We start from the raw sequence: 17,482 nt of genomic DNA, 5'->3' as shown, positions 1-17,482 counted from the left end.
CGGTTCGAATCCGATCTTTTGTGTGTTATACTATTGCCGTCGGTAATTTTGTGTTTAGCACTTTACTAATGATAAGGATGGTATGCTTATATGATCAGTACAAGCGGCGTAACGCTTCGTTATGGTAAACGCCCACTTTTTGAAGACGTAAATATCAAATTTACTCCTGGGAACTGCTATGGCCTGATTGGGGCGAATGGCGCGGGTAAATCCACCTTTTTGAAAATTCTTTCCGGTGAAATTGAAGCCAATTCAGGTGAGGTTCACATGACACCGGGCGAACGGATGGCTGTCCTCAAGCAGAACCATTATGAATACGATGAATTTCCGGTTCTGGAAACCGTTATTATGGGTCATACGCGTCTGTATGAAATCATGAAGGAAAAGGATGCACTGTACGCCAAAGCGGAGTTTTCCGAAGCAGACGGTTTACGTGCTGGTGAATTGGAAGGCGAATTTGCAGAGCTGAACGGTTGGGATGCCGAGCCGGATGCGGCTGCATTGTTGATCGGTCTGGGGATTCCGCGTGATCTTCATGACAAAAAAATGGCTGAAATGAGCGGCAATGACAAAGTGCGCGTTCTGTTGGCACAAGCGTTGTTTGGTCGTCCGAACAATTTGCTGCTTGATGAGCCTACCAACCATTTGGATCTCGAATCCATTCAGTGGCTGGAGAACTTCCTGATGGACTATGAAGGCACTGTCATTGTTGTATCCCATGATCGTCACTTCCTGAACAAGGTATGTACGCATATTGCGGATATTGATTTTGGTAAAATCCAGATGTATGTCGGAAACTATGACTTCTGGTACGAGTCCAGCCAGCTTGCACTTACACTGGCTCGCGATGCGAACAAGAAAAAGGAAGAAAAAATCAAAGAACTGCAAGCCTTTATTCAGCGCTTTTCTGCGAATGCTTCCAAGTCCAAACAGGCAACTTCACGTAAAAAGCAACTGGATAAAATTACGCTGGATGACATCCGTCCATCGAACCGTAAATATCCGTTCATTAACTTCAAGCCTGAGCGTGAAGCGGGCAAACAATTGCTGACTGTAGATAGTCTCAGTAAAACCGTGGAAGGCGAGCAAGTACTGAACGAGTTCAGTCTGGTCGTGAACAAAGGCGATAAAATTGCGTTTGTAGGTCCGAACGGTCTCCCTAAAACAACGCTCTTCCAGATCTTGATGAACGAACTGGAAGCGGATAACGGTGAATTTTCCTGGGGGATTACAACGAGCCAAGCGTATTTCCCGAAAGATAACTCCACTTATTTTGAAGGTGTGGATCTGAATCTGGTGGACTGGTTGCGTCAATATTCCAAGGATCAGGATGAAACGTTCCTGCGCGGCTTCTTGGGACGTATGCTTTTCTCAGGCGAAGAAGCGCTTAAGAAAGCAAGTGTGCTGTCCGGGGGAGAAAAGGTTCGATGTATGCTGGCAAAAATGATGCTGAACGGTGCTAACGTACTGCTTCTGGAAGAACCGACCAACCACTTGGACTTGGAATCTATCACAGCGCTGAACAATGGTCTGATCGATTTTGACGGGACTATTTTGTTCACTTCTCATGACCATCAGTTCATTCAAACCATCGCCAATCGCATCGTGGAAATTACACCAAACGGCGTAATCGACCGTACGATGAGCTATGATGAATACTTGGAAAATGAAGAAATCGCTCAATTGCGTGAACGCATGTATCCGGTAGAAATCGGCTAACATCCGAACCGCTAATTTCAGCAAATAGATAAACGAAAGAGGAGCTCCATCAGGCCATTGCCTTGGCCGGGAGACTCCTCTTTTTTCGTTTTGTGCCATGACCCTTAGCTTACTTGGTTCCGAGAGTGAGTCAAGATAGATCCCGCCTGATCTCGGTACCCTATAAAGTCAATGGAGTGGCTTATGATCCGCCTGTACGACGGCGTTGGTTGTTCGGCTTCTTCGTATTTTGGCTTTTCAGTGTTTTGGTGGAACCGCCTTGAAAGCCGCCCTGCTGTGAAGCGCCGGACTGCTGTTTTTTTTGTGCCAGCTTTTCGCGAATGGCATCTGCGAGATTAATTTTACGTGGTTCCTTAGCATCGCTCATGAATAAATTCCTCCTGTTGCCGCCAGATTCATGTCAATCATGCTGGATTGAAGAAAAACGCGGCTGTGTCCTCATTTTATACGTTTTTAAAAGAAGGGACAAGGGCAACAATGATAACACATCGCTGGAGTGAGGTAAGAGGAGAAATGTCTGTTTTTTGCATGAAGGAAAAATTGTTTTGTGTAACCTACAGGGATGGGGCCTGGCAATACTTTTTCATTGTTCCTACAGCGATGTAGAGTGGAAAGACTGTTTCTCTAGACCCACACAAAGTTCGTCTGTTATCCTGAAAATAACAGTTAACCACAGGCAAATTGTTATTTTTAAGGCAGCTGTGCTGCTTGTTTGAGGGGTAGTGTAAGGGCAGCTATGCTGCTTGTTTGAGGGGTAGTGTAAGGGCAGTTGTGCTGCTTGTTTAAGAGGGAGTGTAAGGGCAGCTATGCTGCTATTTTTATTTCTAGGCAGATCTTTACGCTGCGAACTATCTATTTGAAGGAGTGTCCTCCGTTGTGGTAAATGTCTATGATGAAATACGAAAAGGTGAGCGAGGGGCGTGGGTAAGCATTGCTGCTTATCTTTTGCTGTCCGCTTTTAAGCTGATTAGCGGATATATATTTGCCTCTAGCGCGTTGCTGGCTGATGGATTCAACAATGTCACCGATATTGTGGTGTCGGTTGCTGTATTAATTGGTCTGAGAATTTCGCAAAAACCACCAGATTCCGACCATGCCTATGGACATTTTCGGGCCGAAACGATTGCGGCGCTGCTGGCGTCCTTTATTATGGCTGTCGTTGGTTTGCAGGTGCTGATTGATGGAATCGGAAGCATTTTCAAGGGAGGAAAGCAAATACCGGATATTACCTCAGCGGGTGTGGCTGTGATTTGCGCAGTGATTATGTTCGGGGTGTACCTGTACAATAACAGGCTGGCTCGGCAAATCAACAACAAGGCGTTGCTGGCAGCGGCCAAGGATAATCTATCAGATGCACTCGTCAGTGTTGGAGCAGCAGTGGGCATTATTGGCGCACAGTTCGGGCTGCCGTGGTTGGATACTGTGGCGGCGATCGTGGTAGGATTCATTATTTGTAAAACGGCGTGGGAGATTTTTAGGGATTCCACACATAGCTTGACTGATGGATTTGATGAGCAAGAACTGAACGACTTACGGAGTACGATTGCTCTTATACCTGGAGTAGAGGGAATTCGAGACGTTAAAGCACGGGTACACGGTAACCATGCGCTGGTGGATGTGGTCATTGAGGTGAATCCGCAACTCAGTCTGATTGAAGGACATCGGATCAGCGACCGGGTTGAGGAACGTCTACAAGAGGTTCATAATACGATGCACGTTCATGTCCATGTAGAACCTAAATTATAGATTAATTATTAAATAATTAGTGTTAAAAGTGACTTTAGACCTATATGAAAAAAGGTGTACACGCTATCTTTTGTGACGTTTGGATTATATCTCTCTTCCTGCTGCTTTTACTATAATGAAGGCATGTCCGGCTATATTCGTCGGAATTATGCTCTTCAAATTCGTAAAAACAGCCAGGAGGTGCAACATTGAGAAGACGCGTGATGGGAATGCTCATGACGTCAGCCGCGCTGTTGGCAGCAATTCATGTGGCGCCGGGTCAGGTTGACGCAGCGGCATCGACAGCATCCACAGGACAGAAGGCGGTTATTCAGGCGGCTGTAAAGCTTAGATCCGATCCTTCGACTACGGGCGATGTAGTCAGCTTTATGAAGCAGGGAGAGGCCGTAACGGTATTGGAGAAAACGAATAGCTATTGGTATAAGATCAAGACCTCTGATGGAGTAACCGGCTACACAAGCAGCTCCGACAAGTACATAAAAGTTGGCGCTACCAGCGTCGCTGCTGCTGTCACCCCGTCTGCCAGCCGTAAAACGGAAGCCTCAGAGTCAGCTAAAACTGTTTCAGCTTCAGTTAAAAATGTTTCAACTAAAGAGGCTCCGGCTTCAGTGAATAGTTCTGCCGGTCAAACGAAAGCTACGATTCAAACGTCCGTTCGTTTGCGGGCGGAGGCATCCACTTCTTCCGAGGTTCTGGGCTATATGAATACAGGGGATGTCGTTACGATTACCGATTCCAGTAACGCGTATTGGTTTAAGATCACCACTGCTGATGGTACAGTAGGCTATGTCAGCTCATCTCCACAATATATTCGTATTGGTGAGGGGGTTGTTGTGCAGCAGCCTGTGGCATCTTCGGCTGCACCCGCTTCAGATACTACTGCTCTACCTGCGGTAGCGTCTCCTGCTTCGACGGTTAGCTTGCCTTCTGGTGATGCAGCGGCTGCAATCGAACAGGTTATTGACACAGGTATGACTTACCTTGGAACACCTTATGAATATGGTTCTGATCGCAACAGTACGGCTACTTTTGATTGCTCGGCATTTACTCGCCAAATTTTCCGTCAGGCTGTAGGGATCCAGCTCCCGGCAGATTCTCGTTCACAGGGTGAGTGGATCAAGCAGAACAGTCAGCCGAATACAGATATGACTACACTGAAGCGTGGCGATCTGCTCTTTTTTACAAATTATAATGCATCTTCCGGGGCGTACACGTCCTTGGATAATTCCTCCCAAACGATTACGCATGTAGCTGTATACTTGGGAGACAACAAGCTTCTCCATACGTTTTCTGTAGCGGCCGGTGGTGTAAAAGTTACGGATTTCAGCAAGCCTTGGCAGGATCGTTTCCTGTTTGGGGGCAGCGTGATCCAATAAAAACGCCGTTCACTGTTAAAAGCTGCATCAAAAAAGGATGTTCCACATCTCTGTTGACCAGGGTGGGAACATCCTTTTTTGATAAGCATATGATACATATCACGTTTGGGTGTAGCTATCATCCAACGTCTATGAAGCTCGTTTTCTTCCGGTAAAAAGTGAAATAACGAATAAGACCAAAAATAGCACAAATAACATTTTGGCTATTGTAGCTGCTACGGAGACGACGATACCAAAAAAACCTAAAATCCCGGCGATCACAGCAAAAACTAAGAATAAAGCCGACCATTTCAGCATGTTCTGTATCCTCCTTTGATTGTATATAATGTGGCATACTCGCGCCCCGATAGAGCGTGGTAGCAGATGATGGTGACTTCTACAGATTAAGTGTGGCTGTGCCATCATTATACGTTGTTTTAAACGGTGCGAGGGCCCGTGAATCATAACCTTTGGAGCACAAGAAGATACCAGTCTGGACGTTGTTTCGTGTCCGAATGTAGAGGGTAACTATGCAGTAATCATAAACATCATCGTGAAAGACGAAAGAGAGGTTACGCTATGTTAACACAGGTCAGCATTTTTATTATTGCTATCGCATTTGCCGTACTCGTTATTTACCTTATTAAGACATTGAAAGCAGCTCAAGGTTCTCTAGATAAGGTAACTCAAACCTTGCAGGAAGTACAAAAGACAGTCGATGAACTAAGTTATGAAGTAAAACAAACGGTTCGACATGCAAATGACATCACCGCAGACGTTGATCATAAATTGAAGCAAGTGGAACCTGTGATGGAGTCGGTTAAAAACCTGGGGGAGGTACTCAGCGAAGTGACGCTGGCCGCCAAGCAGGCTTCAACAGCGTTAATGACACGCCTTCAGAAGTCACGTAGCACTGCGAGCAGCACTTCCGGAACGGAGAAGGCGATCAAGTCAACGGGATCGAACAGACCTTTGACTGCAACAGAGCGGACGGTTCAGAGCTACAATGCCACTTATGGGGAACCTGCGGGCAAGCCGGCTAAGAACTGGCTGGGTTATGTAGACATCGCTGCTGGGGTGTGGCAGAAAATGCGTCAGTAGTATAGTGCTGAACCGTAAACTATAGGAAATTCATTGAAAGGGTGAGAATTATGATGAAGACATTATTACTAGCCGCTGGTTTGCTCACTCCCTTTTCCGGACAGGATACGGTTCAGCAAACCGTCTCCCCGCAGACAGCGGGGCATATGGTAAGGGCTGTTCAGACGATAACTGATCCACATGCTGTGCCAACTGATTTTCATACCTTAAATGGCATATCTCTGGATGATACTCGTGCGGATGTATTGAAAAAACTGGGCAAGCCACTTCGAATTAAGAAGGATAAGCTGCTGCTTTCTACAGAATATCAATACCCGGATGTCACCGTAGGTATGCGTGAGGACGTCGTCTCCTATGTGCATGTAGATCCTGCTGCCGGTCGAATCAAAGTGAATGATAAGTGGCTGCCACTGCAACGGAAAACGCTGGATCAAGAGCTAGGCGGCTCGCAATTTACGGCAGAAGACGGAGAGGTGTATGTGCGCGGGCAGCGGGCGATCAAAGTATTTACGGATAAGACGTCTGACAAGCCAAAGTATGTTGAGTTTTTTGATGAAACGGAGTGGTAATCGATTTTTTCGAGGCGTGACATCATATGGAAGTTTCAAATGGATGAATGAAGTGTAATAGTCAGAGAAGTCAATCCTTAAAGGAGCGTGAGAAACATGAATCAGACCAATCATAAATCTTATGCCAAGGTGGTAGAGAACGGTGTACAAGCCGTTGAAGCTGTGAATGAGTTGCGTAACACGGGCTATCGTTATGAGGATGTGTTCGTGCTCGCTCATGATCAGGATCGGACGGATCGTATCGCAGATACGGTAGCTGCCAAGGAAATCGGGATTAAAGAAGAGGGCGTTTTTGACTCCTTAGCGAATTTGTTCCGTTCTCGTGGCGATGAGCTTCGTGCTAAAATCACTTCCTTAGGTTTTACCGATACGGAAGCAGATTTTTATGAAAAAGAATTGGATCAGGGTAAAGTGCTGGTTATTGCGAAAAAAGCGTGATTTTCCAGCTCATCATAGGATTAAGCAAACTTAGATTTGAAAAAGAGGATGTTGGCCGCAGCCCAAGTGTTTTGCGGGTCCTCCAAAAACATAGATAAGGAATGGGGTTTTAGCCTCATTCCTTATCTATGTTTTTGGAATGCCTGCTTACGGAAACGCTATTTCTAATTAACAAGGGTGTTGCCCCATAAGCAGGTATAGTATAATACATGGGTTACAGATAAGGAGAGAGCAATGAGAATTCTAATTGTTGATGATAATCCAACGAATGTCATTATTATTCGTGAAATACTAAAAAAAGAAAATTATCGCGATGTGATCTCTGCCAGCTCGGCCGCAGAAATGCTGGAGCATCTGGGAATCGGCGACCGTACCATTAGTCTTCGCCCCCGTCCTTCGGATATTGATTTGGTGCTGCTCGATATGATGATGCCTGAAATGGATGGCATTGAAGCTTGCAGTATTGTACAGGAATATGAACATTTAAAAGATATTCCGATTATTATGGTCACCGCTGTAGGCGATTCTAAAAAATTGGCCGAAGCTCTGGATGTGGGAGCCGTCGATTATGTCACAAAGCCGATCAACAAGGTAGAGCTAATGGCGCGAATTCGATCTGCCTTGCGTCTTAAGCAGGAAAAAGACTGGCATAAGGACCGGGATCAGCGAATTCAGGATGAATTGAAACTGGCTGCGATGGTACAGCAGGCGGTGCTAAGTCCTGCCATTCAGGACCCTATGCTGCAAGCGAATGCACTGTACCAGCCTTCCTTTGAACTGGCGGGAGATTTATATTCATGGTATCCGCTAGGAGAAGGGAGATATGCCATCATTTTGCTCGATATGATGGGGCATGGCATTTCTTCTTCTTTGTTTTGCATGTTCATTGCGTCTGTACTCAAGGATACGGTGACCACGTATGTGGAGCCGGAGAAGGTCATACAAGAGCTGAATCGTCGTTTTAATCAACTGGACCTGGGCAAGCAGCTGGTACAGTATTATTTTACGGCGATTTATATGGTGATTGATACTCGTTCACGGCGAATTGACTATGTAAATGCAGGGCATCCTCCCGGCTTGCTGTTCAATCAGGACGGTAGCATAACCAAATTAGACCGTGCGTGTAGTCCGGTCGGATTGTTTGATAAAATTGATGCAGAGATGCACACGATTTATTACGAAGGAACTGGGCATATCGCTTTGTATACAGATGGCTTGCTGGAGACGGTAGAAGGTGAATATGAGGAACAATTGGAGTATCTGACTGCCTGTCTGCGCAAGTATGAGGAATGGAATGAAGAAGCGATGCTGGATGCGTTTTTTCGTAACGAGGGGCCGCAGGATCGCGATGATGATAAGTGCCTGATCTGGATTTCATTGAAAGAGGGAGAGAGCTTGCATGAAAATCAGAAATAAACTGCTGATTGGCTTTGGATCGCTTATGGCGATCCTCCTTGTGCTGACGCTAATCAGCTATGACCGGATGGGGAGCTTGAATGAACAGCTGAACCAGGTTTACCAAGAACGATATGTGAAGGTCCGGAAAACAACGGCTATACGCGGACAGGTGAACGATATGGCTAAAGTCATGGCCAATCTGATCTTGAATCCAGGCTCCTCTGTCAGCGAGGCCAAGCGCGAGATGGATGATATTTCTGCTACTGGAACAAAAGTGCTGGCTAGTCTGCAAACGGATTCCGGTACGAGTGAAGAGCAACAGCAGATTGACCGGGTGGCTGTCGCCTGGAAAGATTATCTAAACTATGAAGAGAGACTCGTTTCCTTATTGGAGCAAGATCGTATTGAGGAAGCTAATGCTTTCCGTAATAGCACGGGTCTGCCTGCTCAAGAGGAGGCAATGGACAGCATTAATACCCTAGCTGTTTTCCAAGACCGGGAAATTGATAACGATATGAAGCAGGCCAATCAGGCTTATGAGGAATCTGTGCAGATTACCACAATCCTGATGGCGGCCGGTCTGATGATGGGCTTGCTGGTTATTTTGTGGGTGCTTCCTAGCATTGCCAAAGGTCTAAATACCGTTAACCTCATGATGAACGGTTTTGGCAAGGGAAAGTACAGGGCTATCAGCCGGATGAGTGTGGCCTCCAAAGATGAAATCGGAGAGGTTGCTCGTGTGTTTCAACAATTGGCTGGAGACCTGGATGAAAAAAGGAAATTCGAGCATTCCGTCCTTCAAACGCAGAAGGACCAAACTTGGCTTAATGCCAATACTGCTCGATTGACTGAGCTGTTTCGCGGTGTGAATTCACTGGAGCAGGTTGCTCAGATGTTCATTAGTGAGTTTACACCCATTTTGGGGGGCAGTTATGGAGCCATCTACCTGCAAGGAAAAGAGGTAGAAGACAATCGGTTCAAGTTATACGGCTCCTATGCAAAGGTGACTGGCGAAGGCTCGATCAGAGACGCTATCCAGGTGGGCGAAGGTTTGCTTGGACAGTGTGTTCTGGATCGTAAGCCAATCTTGATCACAGAGGCACCTGAAGGATACTTGTCCATTGGCTCCGCCTTAGGAGAAAGTAAGCCAGTTGGAATTATGATTTTCCCTATTATGTTCGATGATGAATGCATTGGTGCCGTGGAAATAGCGTCACTGGACCGCTTCAGTGATCTGGAAACGAAGCTGTTTGCTCAGTTAGTGGAGAGTTTGGGAATCATTTTGAACAATATCAAGGGACGGATGCGGGTTGAGCAACTGTTGCGCGAATCACAAGCACTTACCGAGGAATTGCAATGCCAGTCCGAAGAGTTGCAAACTCAGCAAGAAGAGCTCAAGCGTTCTAACGAGAATTTGGAGCAGCAAACAGAGGAGCTTAAGCGTTCCGAGGAATTATTACAGCGTCAACAGGAAGAATTGGAGCATTTTAATACTGAACTGATTGCTAAAACGAGAGCACTGGAAGAACAGGTTCGAGAAGTGGAAGAAAAGAACGATGAGATCGAACGTGCACGAGCCCAGTTGGAGCAACAGGCGATGCAGCTTGGGATCACAAGCAAATATAAATCCGAGTTTTTGGCCAATATGTCGCATGAATTGCGTACTCCGCTAAATAGCTTGCTTATTCTTTCTCAGCTGCTGTCTGAGAACAAGGAAGGCAATCTCAAGCCCAAACAAGTTGAATATGCACAAACCATCTATATGTCGGGCGCGGATTTGTTGAAAATGATTGATGAAATTCTGGATTTATCCAAAGTGGATGCTGGAAAAATGGATATTAACCATGAAACGGTCCATTTGAAGGAACTGGAGCTGTTTGTAGAACAGAATTTTGCTCCAGTCGCAGCCAAACGAGAGCTTCAACTGCATACCGAAATCGACGAGAATTTGCCAGATGCTATTATAAGTGACGGTTATCGTCTCAAACAAATTTTACGTAACTTACTGTCCAATGCGTTCAAGTTCACCACGGAAGGTTCTATAAGTTTCAAGGTATCTCGGGCAAATGGAGAGCAGCTTCCGGGTATGCTAAATCCACGAAAATCCTATCTGGCTCTATCTGTGCGTGATACCGGCATCGGGATTGCTTCAGATAAGACAGATCTGATCTTCGAAGCCTTCCAGCAGGTAGACGGTACGACTAGCCGAAAATACGGGGGAACAGGGCTGGGGCTGTCGATCAGCCGTGAGCTTTCCAAATTGTTGGGCGGTGCCATTACAGTCGAATCCGAGCAGGGACAGGGCAGTTGCTTTACACTGTATTTGCCGGAACAAACGCCTACCGAAAAGAATATGGATTCTCATTCGAGAGAGGCGCTTAACAGTGCAGATGTGCCTCCGGCTTTTGAAGGCGCCGCTGCTTCAGCGGAAACAGATCTTCCAATGATTATGCCAGCTGAACGCTTACCTGTGTATCAGATACCTGCGAAGAGCGGAGCGGAGGACATACATCCGGGTGACGACCGAAACGAGATTACCCCGCAGGATAAAGTGCTGCTGATTATTGAGGATGATATTAATTTTGCTAATATTTTGTACGACATGGCCCGTAGTCGGGGCTTTAAGGCGTTGATTGCTCTCAAAGGAGACGATGGGCTGAACATGGCTCATTCCTATTTGCCCGACGCCATTATATTAGATATTCAGTTACCTGTGATGGATGGCTGGTCCATTTTGGGCGAGCTGAAAGGCAATTCGTCGACACGTCATATTCCAGTACATGTTATCTCAGTCATAGATGATGTGAAACAGGGCTTGATGATGGGCGCAATTGCTTATCTCAAAAAGCCTTCCTCGAAGGAGAGTCTGGATAAGGCATTTTCACATATAAAGTCGTATACGGACCAAATGGTAAAACGCCTCCTTGTGGTTGAGGATGACGATAATCAACGCAAATCCATTATTGAGCTCATCGACCATGATGATGTGGCCATTACGGCGGTATCGACAGGTAAAGAAGCACTAAACGAGCTGGCCACCCAGCGGTATGACTGCATGGTACTGGATCTGATGTTGAGTGACATGACAGGCTTTGAATTGCTGGACCGCATTCGGGAAAATGAGCAGCTCACCGATCTGCCGATCATTATTTATACAGGCAAAGATCTGGATAGTAAGGAAGAAACACAACTTCGAAAATATGCAGAGTCCATTATTATTAAGGATGTCAAATCACCGGAACGACTTTTGGATGAGACTACATTGTTCTTGCATCGGGTGGAGGCAAATCTTCCTGAGGACAAACGTAAAATTTTGCAGAAGCTTTATAACAAGGAAGAGCTGTTTGAAGGCAAAAAAATATTGTTGGTAGACGATGATATTCGTAATGTATTTGCTCTGTCCAGTGTGCTGGAAAGCTATCGTATGGAGGTTACCTTTGCTGAAAATGGAAGGGAAGCACTGGAAATGCTCGAACAGACACCTGATTTTGATCTGGTGCTGATGGATATGATGATGCCGGAAATGGATGGATATGAAGCGATGCGACGTATCCGGTTAATGCCACAATTCGAGAAGTTGCCTATTATTGCCCTGACAGCCAAGGCGATGAAAGATGATCGTTCCAAGTGTATTGAGGCAGGCGCTTCCGATTATGTAAAAAAACCGATTCAAACCGAACAGCTTTTATCATTAATGCGAGTGTGGTTGTATTCGTAACCCAAAAAAATGGGTAATATAAAACGACACATGATTGAGAGCGGTGCAGGCAAAACCTATTTAGGAATTGGAGAGAGATTATGACATCGAAGGATATGGCGGATAATGCTGCTAATGAAGTGAAATCGAATGACAATGAGCGGGAAATGATTGAGATTGAGCTGTTGCTGGAAGGTATACATCGGCTGTACGGCTACGATTTTCGTAATTACGCTCTGCCTTCGATCAAGCGGCGTATTTATTATCATGCGCAGTCCGAGAATGTAAGTACGATATCAGGACTTCAGGAGAAGGTGCTGCATGATCGCAGTGCCTTCGATAGACTGGTACAGAGTCTTTCTATTCCGGTGACCGAGATGTTTCGCGATCCGGAGCTGTTTCTAATTTTTAGGCAAAAAATTATTCCTATTTTACGAACGTATCCGTATATCCGAATCTGGCATGCAGGTTGCTCCACAGGTGAGGAAGTATACTCTATGGCAATCTTGCTGCATGAGGAAGGCTTATATGACAAGGCCCGTATTTATGCAACAGATATGAATAACCTGTCTTTACAGCAAGCGAAAGAGGGCGTATATGGGATCGACCGAATGAAGCTGTATACCAAAAATTATTTGGAATCTGGGGGCACACAATCGTTCTCTGAATATTATACAGCTAAGTATGATTCGGTGATGTTTCATCCCTTTTTACGAAAAAATATCATTTTTGCTGAGCACAATTTAGCGACAGACCGGTCTTTTAACGAGTTCAATGTGATTTTTTGCCGGAATGTTATGATCTACTTCAACGATGAACTTCGCAACCATGTACATGGGTTGTTTTATGATAGCTTGAGTCATTTTGGTGTGTTAGTGCTTGGGGCCAAGGAATCCATACATTTCACCGATTATAGTGATTCCTACGAGCCGCTGGACCGGGTAGAAAAAATATACCGGAAGATTAAATAGAGATGCTTAGGAGGATTCCATGGGGCTTCATGAACCGATTCATATATTGCTGGTAGATGACAGACCTGAGAACCTGCTCGCTCTTGAGGCAGTGCTGGAGAGTGAACAATATAATCTGGTAAAGGCCACATCAGGGGAAGAAGCGTTGCGATGTCTATTAAAAGATGAATTTGCACTCGTTGTCCTCGATGTGCAAATGCCGGGTATGGATGGAATTGAGACCGCCAAGCTAATCAAGGCCAGAGAGAAGACGAAGGATATTCCGATTATCTTCATTTCAGCTAACAGCAAGGAAGCGGAGCATTTGTTTGCGGGATATTCAGCGGGCGGTATTGATTATATGGTGAAGCCGTTCATCCCTCAAATTCTCAAGTCCAAAATTGAAGGCTTTGTACAAATGTATCTGACAAACAAGCGCTTGAAAACACAGTCCATGCTGCTTCATCAGAAGACACAGGAGCTGGAAAAGATGAACAGCGAACTGATTGCCGCCAAGGAGGCGGCAGAGATTGCTGCCAATGCCAAAACCGAATTTTTGGCAATGATGAGCCATGAGATTCGCACACCTATGAACGGTGTCATTGGTATGATTGATCTGCTGATGGAGACAGAGCTGCAAAACGATCAACAGGAATATGCCGATATCATCCGCCGCAGTGCAGACGCGCTGGTCGCGGTCATTAATGATATTCTGGACTTTACCAAGCTGGAGTCAGGCAAAATGGAGGTTGAGGAATATCCATTTGATTTGGTTTCCTGTATCAAGGAAGTTTTCAGCCTGTTTACGGTAGAGGTGAACCGCAAGAATTTGGAACTGGTTTATTTTCTTGATGAACAGCTGCCTCCCGTGTTATATGGTGATATGGGAAGGTTGCGCCAAGTACTGATTAACTTGGTTTCCAATGCTGTCAAATTTACAGACCAAGGCGGGGTATATGTCTTCGCATCGGTTAAAGAGCGTATCGACAATGGGCTTACGGTTGAGTTTTCTGTAAAGGATACAGGGATTGGTATTGATCCTGCCAAGGTTGGAAGGCTATTTCACCCTTTTTCCCAACTGGATTCTTCAATGACACGCAAATATGGTGGAACAGGTCTAGGACTCGCTATTTGCAAAACCTTAGTGAATATGATGGGCGGAGATATCCGTGTGGATACGAGTGGAGAACAGGGTGTGACGTTTCATTTTACAATGAAGCTTGGCTTTGCCAAGGAAAATGAACTGGAGGGGGAGTCCAGCCACGATTGGGAAATTCCACAACAGGAGCCCCCAACCCGTAGACCTGTACTGGTTGTGGATGACCATCCCATCAACCAGAAGCTGATGGTCAATATACTGGATAAGCTTGGCTTGGCTTCAGACGTGGCAGCAGATGGGCAACAGGCGCTTGATATGGTCACTGCGAATCAGGATTACGACTATATCTTTATGGACTTGCAGATGCCTGTAATGGACGGCCTGGAGTGTACGGGTAGAGTACGTGAACAGTTGGCGGGGAGATCTCAACCTGCGATTATCGCTATGACGGCTAACGTCATGGAGGGAATTCAGCCCCGATGTATTGAGGCTGGAATGAACGATTACATTAGTAAGCCCGTTAAAATCAGCAGTGTAAAACAGGCGTTGCTCCGGCATTCTCCAGACCATTTTCCAATGCAGCCAGGTAAAGATCGAATCAATGAAGCTTAGCTGGTGTTATTTGACAGGTGTATAAAAAGTTATAACGTGATTCAAACGCTCGTATATTGGGTTAGTATGTAGGGAAATCTTTTTTTGGGAGAGTAGGCCTATGAATACAAATAAAAATGAGAAGTTCAATGCGATCACAGAAACAGCTGATGGTGTAAATACCGTTTATCTGAGTGGAGAATTAGACCTTTCGGTAGCACCTGATTTCCGTCTGGTCATGGAGCCTTTAGTGGGGGAATCCAGCCAGGATTTGATTGTTAACTTGAGAGACCTTAAATACATTGACAGCACAGGCATTGGTATTTTGCTATCCATTTTAAAAGCAAGGCATGGGATGGAGTCCCGGTTTACGGTTCAAGAGGTACCGCCTCAGATTCAAAAACTGTTTGATATGACCGGTATTGCCAAATTCTTTGCCCCCCAGGAGAATTCCCAATAGGAAAGGAAAGAAAAAGAAATGAATGCTCAAATTCAAAAAGTAGTTCTTAATTTGCCGGCCACAGCTGACTTTGTTGATATTGTAAGATTAAATTTATATGGTATTGCCGCTAAAATGGGATTCTCTTATGAAGATATCGAAGACATGAAAGTGGCTGTATCGGAAGCCTGTAATAACTCTGTCCTTTATGCATATGGTCATGAGGGAGGAGTCGTGGAAGTAACATTCGAATTTGACGAAGCTTCGTTGTCCATTCGTGTCAAAGATGAAGGGGAGAGCTTTGAACGTGTGGAGGACCCGTCTCGTATCGCATCCTTGCATGACAAGGAGTTAAATGATGCGCAAATCGGCGGATTAGGCTTTTATCTCATGCAGGCGCTTATGGACGATGTTCAAATCTTGAATGAGACAGGAAAAGGTACCGAAGTGGTGTTGGTAAAGCGTCTGACCAGAAGTGAGGAAAGAGTATGAATGAAAAGGTAACTCCCCCGGAGTCGATGGATGAAGCCGTTGGTCTAATCTGGGAGTACCAGCAAACCAAAGATAACGAAATTGCTACCGTGCTGATCCGCAAGTATGAGCCTATGGTCAAGATGGCTGCCGGGAAGATATCCCGTAACCGCCCGGACTTATACGAGGATTTATATCAGACCGGTCAGATGGCTTTGATACGTCTGCTCCAGCAATACGATATCAGCTTGGGTATCCCATTTGAGCCGTACGCTATGAAAAGTATGCTGGGACATATGAAGAATTATTTACGCGATAAATCCTGGTACATACAGGTCCCTCGCCGTATCAAGGAAAAGGGAGCGCTTGTTCAACATGCGATTGATGAGCTGACCGTCAAATTAGAACGCTCACCCAATGTGAACGAGATTGCGGAGTATTTGGACCTTACCGTTGAGGAAACGATCGAGGTGCTTGCAGGTCGCGAATGCTACCACTATGTTTCACTGGACTCGCCATTGTCCCAGGAAGAGAGTGCAGCTACGTTAGGTGAGCTTATTAGTTCAGATGCTAACGATTTTGACACGGTGGAAAAACGGATGGATCTTCAGCAGGCCTTAAGCCAACTGAAAGAGCAGGAACAGAAAGTGCTTCTTCTGGCATTTCAGGATGGTCAATCTCAACGTGCGATTGCGCAGACGTTGGGCGTATCGCAGATGAGCGTTTCCCGTATTCAGAAGCGGGCAACAGAAAAGTTGAAGCAGATTATGTCTAATTCCTCTATTTCATGACAAGATCGCTGAATTCATGGCTTATAATATTTGACGTCCCATCGTAAGGACACGTTATTCCAATTAGGGAAGCGTGTCCTTTTTATAAAGCGGAAAAAACAAAGAAAGGATGGAATCCATGACAGCATTTGAACAGATTTCTACCTTTCGTGGAGGATGGGAATGGTGGGACATCTGTGCTGCGGACTGGCAGGATTCGGTCATACAGCACTTGAAGGAGAAGCTCCCAGAGGCCGCAGAGTGGCTGGATAAGGTAGAGGACATTCCATCCAGCTTTATTTCTGTACGCTTTCCAGATGGTAATCAGCCGTTGATGTGCGGATCGTTGATCTACTCCGTTCAAGAGGAGATCGACAGTCAGCGCAATTGCAACAAGTTTTATTTTCTAGTTCTAAACCAGAAGCTAGTGACCTTAAATTTGGACCAAAATACCCGCGAAATTATGCATACCCCAGAACGCCAAACCATGCTGCAACAGTGTGAGGATGCGGCTGATGGCATGTTCGTATTGGCGAGAGCTGTGCTTCATTATTTTCATACGGGAATGGATAAGTTTGAGATCAACCTGAGAAGACTGGAAGAGGACATGGAGAAAAGGAACGCACGTACGCTGATGGATTCTATATTGAATGCGCGTTTCGAGCTGTTGTATTGGAGCAATATGTTCATCCCTTTTTCAGAGCTGGTCACGGCTTCCCGCGAAGCCTATCTGGATAAGCTGGAGGAAAATCGCTTTTTTAAGCAGTTACTGTACCGTGTCACTCGGATGGAGGGACTATTCCGCCATTATGAGAAGGAAATCGACACACTAATCTCCATTGATGACGCCATTTCCGCATTTAGGGGCAATGAGATTACGAAGACACTCACGATCGTGACCGCTGTATTTACGCCGGCCACTGTAGTGGGCGCTATCTGGGGCATGAACTTTGAAAATCTGCCTTGGATCAAAACAGGCTGGGGTTTTACCTTCGTGATTATGGCTACTCTGTTAAGTATGGCGGGGATGTACGGCTGGCTGATGATGAAGGGATGGACAGGAGATTTATTAAAAACAAACAAGCGTAACAAATTGTAGCGGCTGCTTACGGCAGTTACAATGTGCATTCAAAAAACGA

Annotated in this window: 16 protein-coding genes; 14 read left to right on the top strand and 2 right to left on the bottom strand. The window is 45.6% G+C overall.

The genetic code is table 11. The features are described from left to right. The first annotated feature begins 90 nt into the window (after positions 1-90). Complete coding sequence (locus tag HFD99_RS18405; protein ID WP_016820289.1) at positions 91-1,719, top strand: ABC-F family ATP-binding cassette domain-containing protein; 1,629 nt, start codon at positions 91-93, stop codon at positions 1,717-1,719. Between the two features lie 181 nt (positions 1,720-1,900). On the opposite strand, the gene HFD99_RS18400 is transcribed toward HFD99_RS18405, so the two are convergent. Next, entirely contained in the window at positions 1,901-2,086 is a 186-nt protein-coding gene (locus tag HFD99_RS18400) for a hypothetical protein (protein WP_016820288.1), read from the bottom strand. Positions 2,087-2,595: 509 nt separating this feature from the next. On the opposite strand from HFD99_RS18400, the gene HFD99_RS18395 reads away from it, so the two are divergent. Together HFD99_RS18395 and HFD99_RS18390 are read left to right on the top strand one after the other, a co-directional pair. Beyond that, positions 2,596-3,465, top strand: coding sequence for a cation diffusion facilitator family transporter (locus HFD99_RS18395; protein ID WP_025365830.1), 870 nt, complete (start codon positions 2,596-2,598; stop codon positions 3,463-3,465). A gap of 188 nt (positions 3,466-3,653) precedes the next feature. Next, the gene (locus tag HFD99_RS18390; RefSeq protein ID WP_025365829.1) at positions 3,654-4,841 is read left to right on the top strand and encodes a C40 family peptidase; all 1,188 of its coding nucleotides are present in this window, start codon (positions 3,654-3,656) and stop codon (positions 4,839-4,841) included. 129 nt (positions 4,842-4,970) lie between these two features. Here HFD99_RS18390 and HFD99_RS18385 read toward each other — a convergent pair whose 3' ends face one another. Then, positions 4,971-5,138 (bottom strand): DUF1328 domain-containing protein, encoded by a 168-nt coding sequence (locus HFD99_RS18385; RefSeq protein ID WP_013373051.1) that lies wholly within the window; start codon positions 5,136-5,138, stop codon positions 4,971-4,973. A 261-nt stretch (positions 5,139-5,399) separates the two neighbouring features. Between HFD99_RS18385 and HFD99_RS18380 the strand changes: the two genes are divergently transcribed. From HFD99_RS18380 to HFD99_RS18330, 11 genes are all read left to right on the top strand, one after another. After that, positions 5,400-5,921 (top strand): DUF948 domain-containing protein, encoded by a 522-nt coding sequence (locus HFD99_RS18380; RefSeq protein WP_016820285.1) that lies wholly within the window; start codon positions 5,400-5,402, stop codon positions 5,919-5,921. Between the two features lie 50 nt (positions 5,922-5,971). Beyond that, entirely contained in the window at positions 5,972-6,490 is a 519-nt protein-coding gene (locus tag HFD99_RS18375) for a hypothetical protein (protein WP_016820284.1), read from the top strand. A 96-nt stretch (positions 6,491-6,586) separates the two neighbouring features. Then, the gene (locus HFD99_RS18370; RefSeq protein ID WP_013373048.1) at positions 6,587-6,928 is read left to right on the top strand and encodes a general stress protein; all 342 of its coding nucleotides are present in this window, start codon (positions 6,587-6,589) and stop codon (positions 6,926-6,928) included. A 234-nt stretch (positions 6,929-7,162) separates the two neighbouring features. Next, positions 7,163-8,344, top strand: coding sequence for a PP2C family protein-serine/threonine phosphatase (locus HFD99_RS18365; protein ID WP_016820282.1), 1,182 nt, complete (start codon positions 7,163-7,165; stop codon positions 8,342-8,344). After that, a complete protein-coding gene (locus HFD99_RS18360) occupies positions 8,328-12,044 on the top strand; it encodes a response regulator (RefSeq protein ID WP_123797656.1) in 3,717 nt (1,238 codons plus the stop codon). The genes HFD99_RS18365 and HFD99_RS18360 overlap by 17 nt, the downstream gene beginning before the upstream one ends. Before the next feature lie 80 nt (positions 12,045-12,124). Beyond that, a complete protein-coding gene (locus HFD99_RS18355; protein WP_016820280.1) occupies positions 12,125-12,994 on the top strand; it encodes a CheR family methyltransferase in 870 nt (289 codons plus the stop codon). A gap of 19 nt (positions 12,995-13,013) precedes the next feature. Then, complete coding sequence (locus HFD99_RS18350; protein ID WP_123797655.1) at positions 13,014-14,684, top strand: response regulator; 1,671 nt, start codon at positions 13,014-13,016, stop codon at positions 14,682-14,684. A gap of 100 nt (positions 14,685-14,784) precedes the next feature. After that, positions 14,785-15,123: an STAS domain-containing protein gene (locus HFD99_RS18345; protein WP_013373043.1), complete on the top strand. Its 339-nt coding sequence runs from the start codon at positions 14,785-14,787 to the stop codon at positions 15,121-15,123. A gap of 18 nt (positions 15,124-15,141) precedes the next feature. After that, positions 15,142-15,594: an anti-sigma B factor RsbW gene (gene rsbW, locus HFD99_RS18340; protein WP_016820278.1), complete on the top strand. Its 453-nt coding sequence runs from the start codon at positions 15,142-15,144 to the stop codon at positions 15,592-15,594. Beyond that, entirely contained in the window at positions 15,591-16,364 is a 774-nt protein-coding gene (locus HFD99_RS18335) for a sigma-70 family RNA polymerase sigma factor (RefSeq protein WP_013373041.1), read from the top strand. The genes rsbW and HFD99_RS18335 overlap by 4 nt, the downstream gene beginning before the upstream one ends. Positions 16,365-16,482: 118 nt before the next feature. Then, positions 16,483-17,442: a magnesium transporter CorA family protein gene (locus HFD99_RS18330; RefSeq protein ID WP_016820277.1), complete on the top strand. Its 960-nt coding sequence runs from the start codon at positions 16,483-16,485 to the stop codon at positions 17,440-17,442. Positions 17,443-17,482 lie beyond the last annotated feature (40 nt).

Source organism: Paenibacillus sp. EKM301P (assembly GCF_011800295.1).
Classification (GTDB): domain Bacteria; phylum Bacillota; class Bacilli; order Paenibacillales; family Paenibacillaceae; genus Paenibacillus; species Paenibacillus polymyxa.
This window is presented reverse-complemented; position numbering and strand designations above follow the sequence as displayed.

Coding starts and splice junctions, on each gene's coding strand:
- HFD99_RS18405 (WP_016820289.1), top strand. CDS start 91: ATGATCAGTACAAGCGGCGTAACGCTTCGTTATGGTAAACGCCCACTT.
- HFD99_RS18345 (WP_013373043.1), top strand. CDS start 14,785: ATGAATACAAATAAAAATGAGAAGTTCAATGCGATCACAGAAACAGCT.
- HFD99_RS18385 (WP_013373051.1), bottom strand. CDS start 5,138: ATGCTGAAATGGTCGGCTTTATTCTTAGTTTTTGCTGTGATCGCCGGG.
- HFD99_RS18370 (WP_013373048.1), top strand. CDS start 6,587: ATGAATCAGACCAATCATAAATCTTATGCCAAGGTGGTAGAGAACGGT.
- HFD99_RS18365 (WP_016820282.1), top strand. CDS start 7,163: ATGAGAATTCTAATTGTTGATGATAATCCAACGAATGTCATTATTATT.
- HFD99_RS18350 (WP_123797655.1), top strand. CDS start 13,014: ATGGGGCTTCATGAACCGATTCATATATTGCTGGTAGATGACAGACCT.
- HFD99_RS18355 (WP_016820280.1), top strand. CDS start 12,125: ATGACATCGAAGGATATGGCGGATAATGCTGCTAATGAAGTGAAATCG.
- HFD99_RS18375 (WP_016820284.1), top strand. CDS start 5,972: ATGATGAAGACATTATTACTAGCCGCTGGTTTGCTCACTCCCTTTTCC.
- HFD99_RS18360 (WP_123797656.1), top strand. CDS start 8,328: ATGAAAATCAGAAATAAACTGCTGATTGGCTTTGGATCGCTTATGGCG.
- HFD99_RS18380 (WP_016820285.1), top strand. CDS start 5,400: ATGTTAACACAGGTCAGCATTTTTATTATTGCTATCGCATTTGCCGTA.
- HFD99_RS18400 (WP_016820288.1), bottom strand. CDS start 2,086: ATGAGCGATGCTAAGGAACCACGTAAAATTAATCTCGCAGATGCCATT.
- rsbW (WP_016820278.1), top strand. CDS start 15,142: ATGAATGCTCAAATTCAAAAAGTAGTTCTTAATTTGCCGGCCACAGCT.
- HFD99_RS18335 (WP_013373041.1), top strand. CDS start 15,591: ATGAATGAAAAGGTAACTCCCCCGGAGTCGATGGATGAAGCCGTTGGT.
- HFD99_RS18330 (WP_016820277.1), top strand. CDS start 16,483: ATGACAGCATTTGAACAGATTTCTACCTTTCGTGGAGGATGGGAATGG.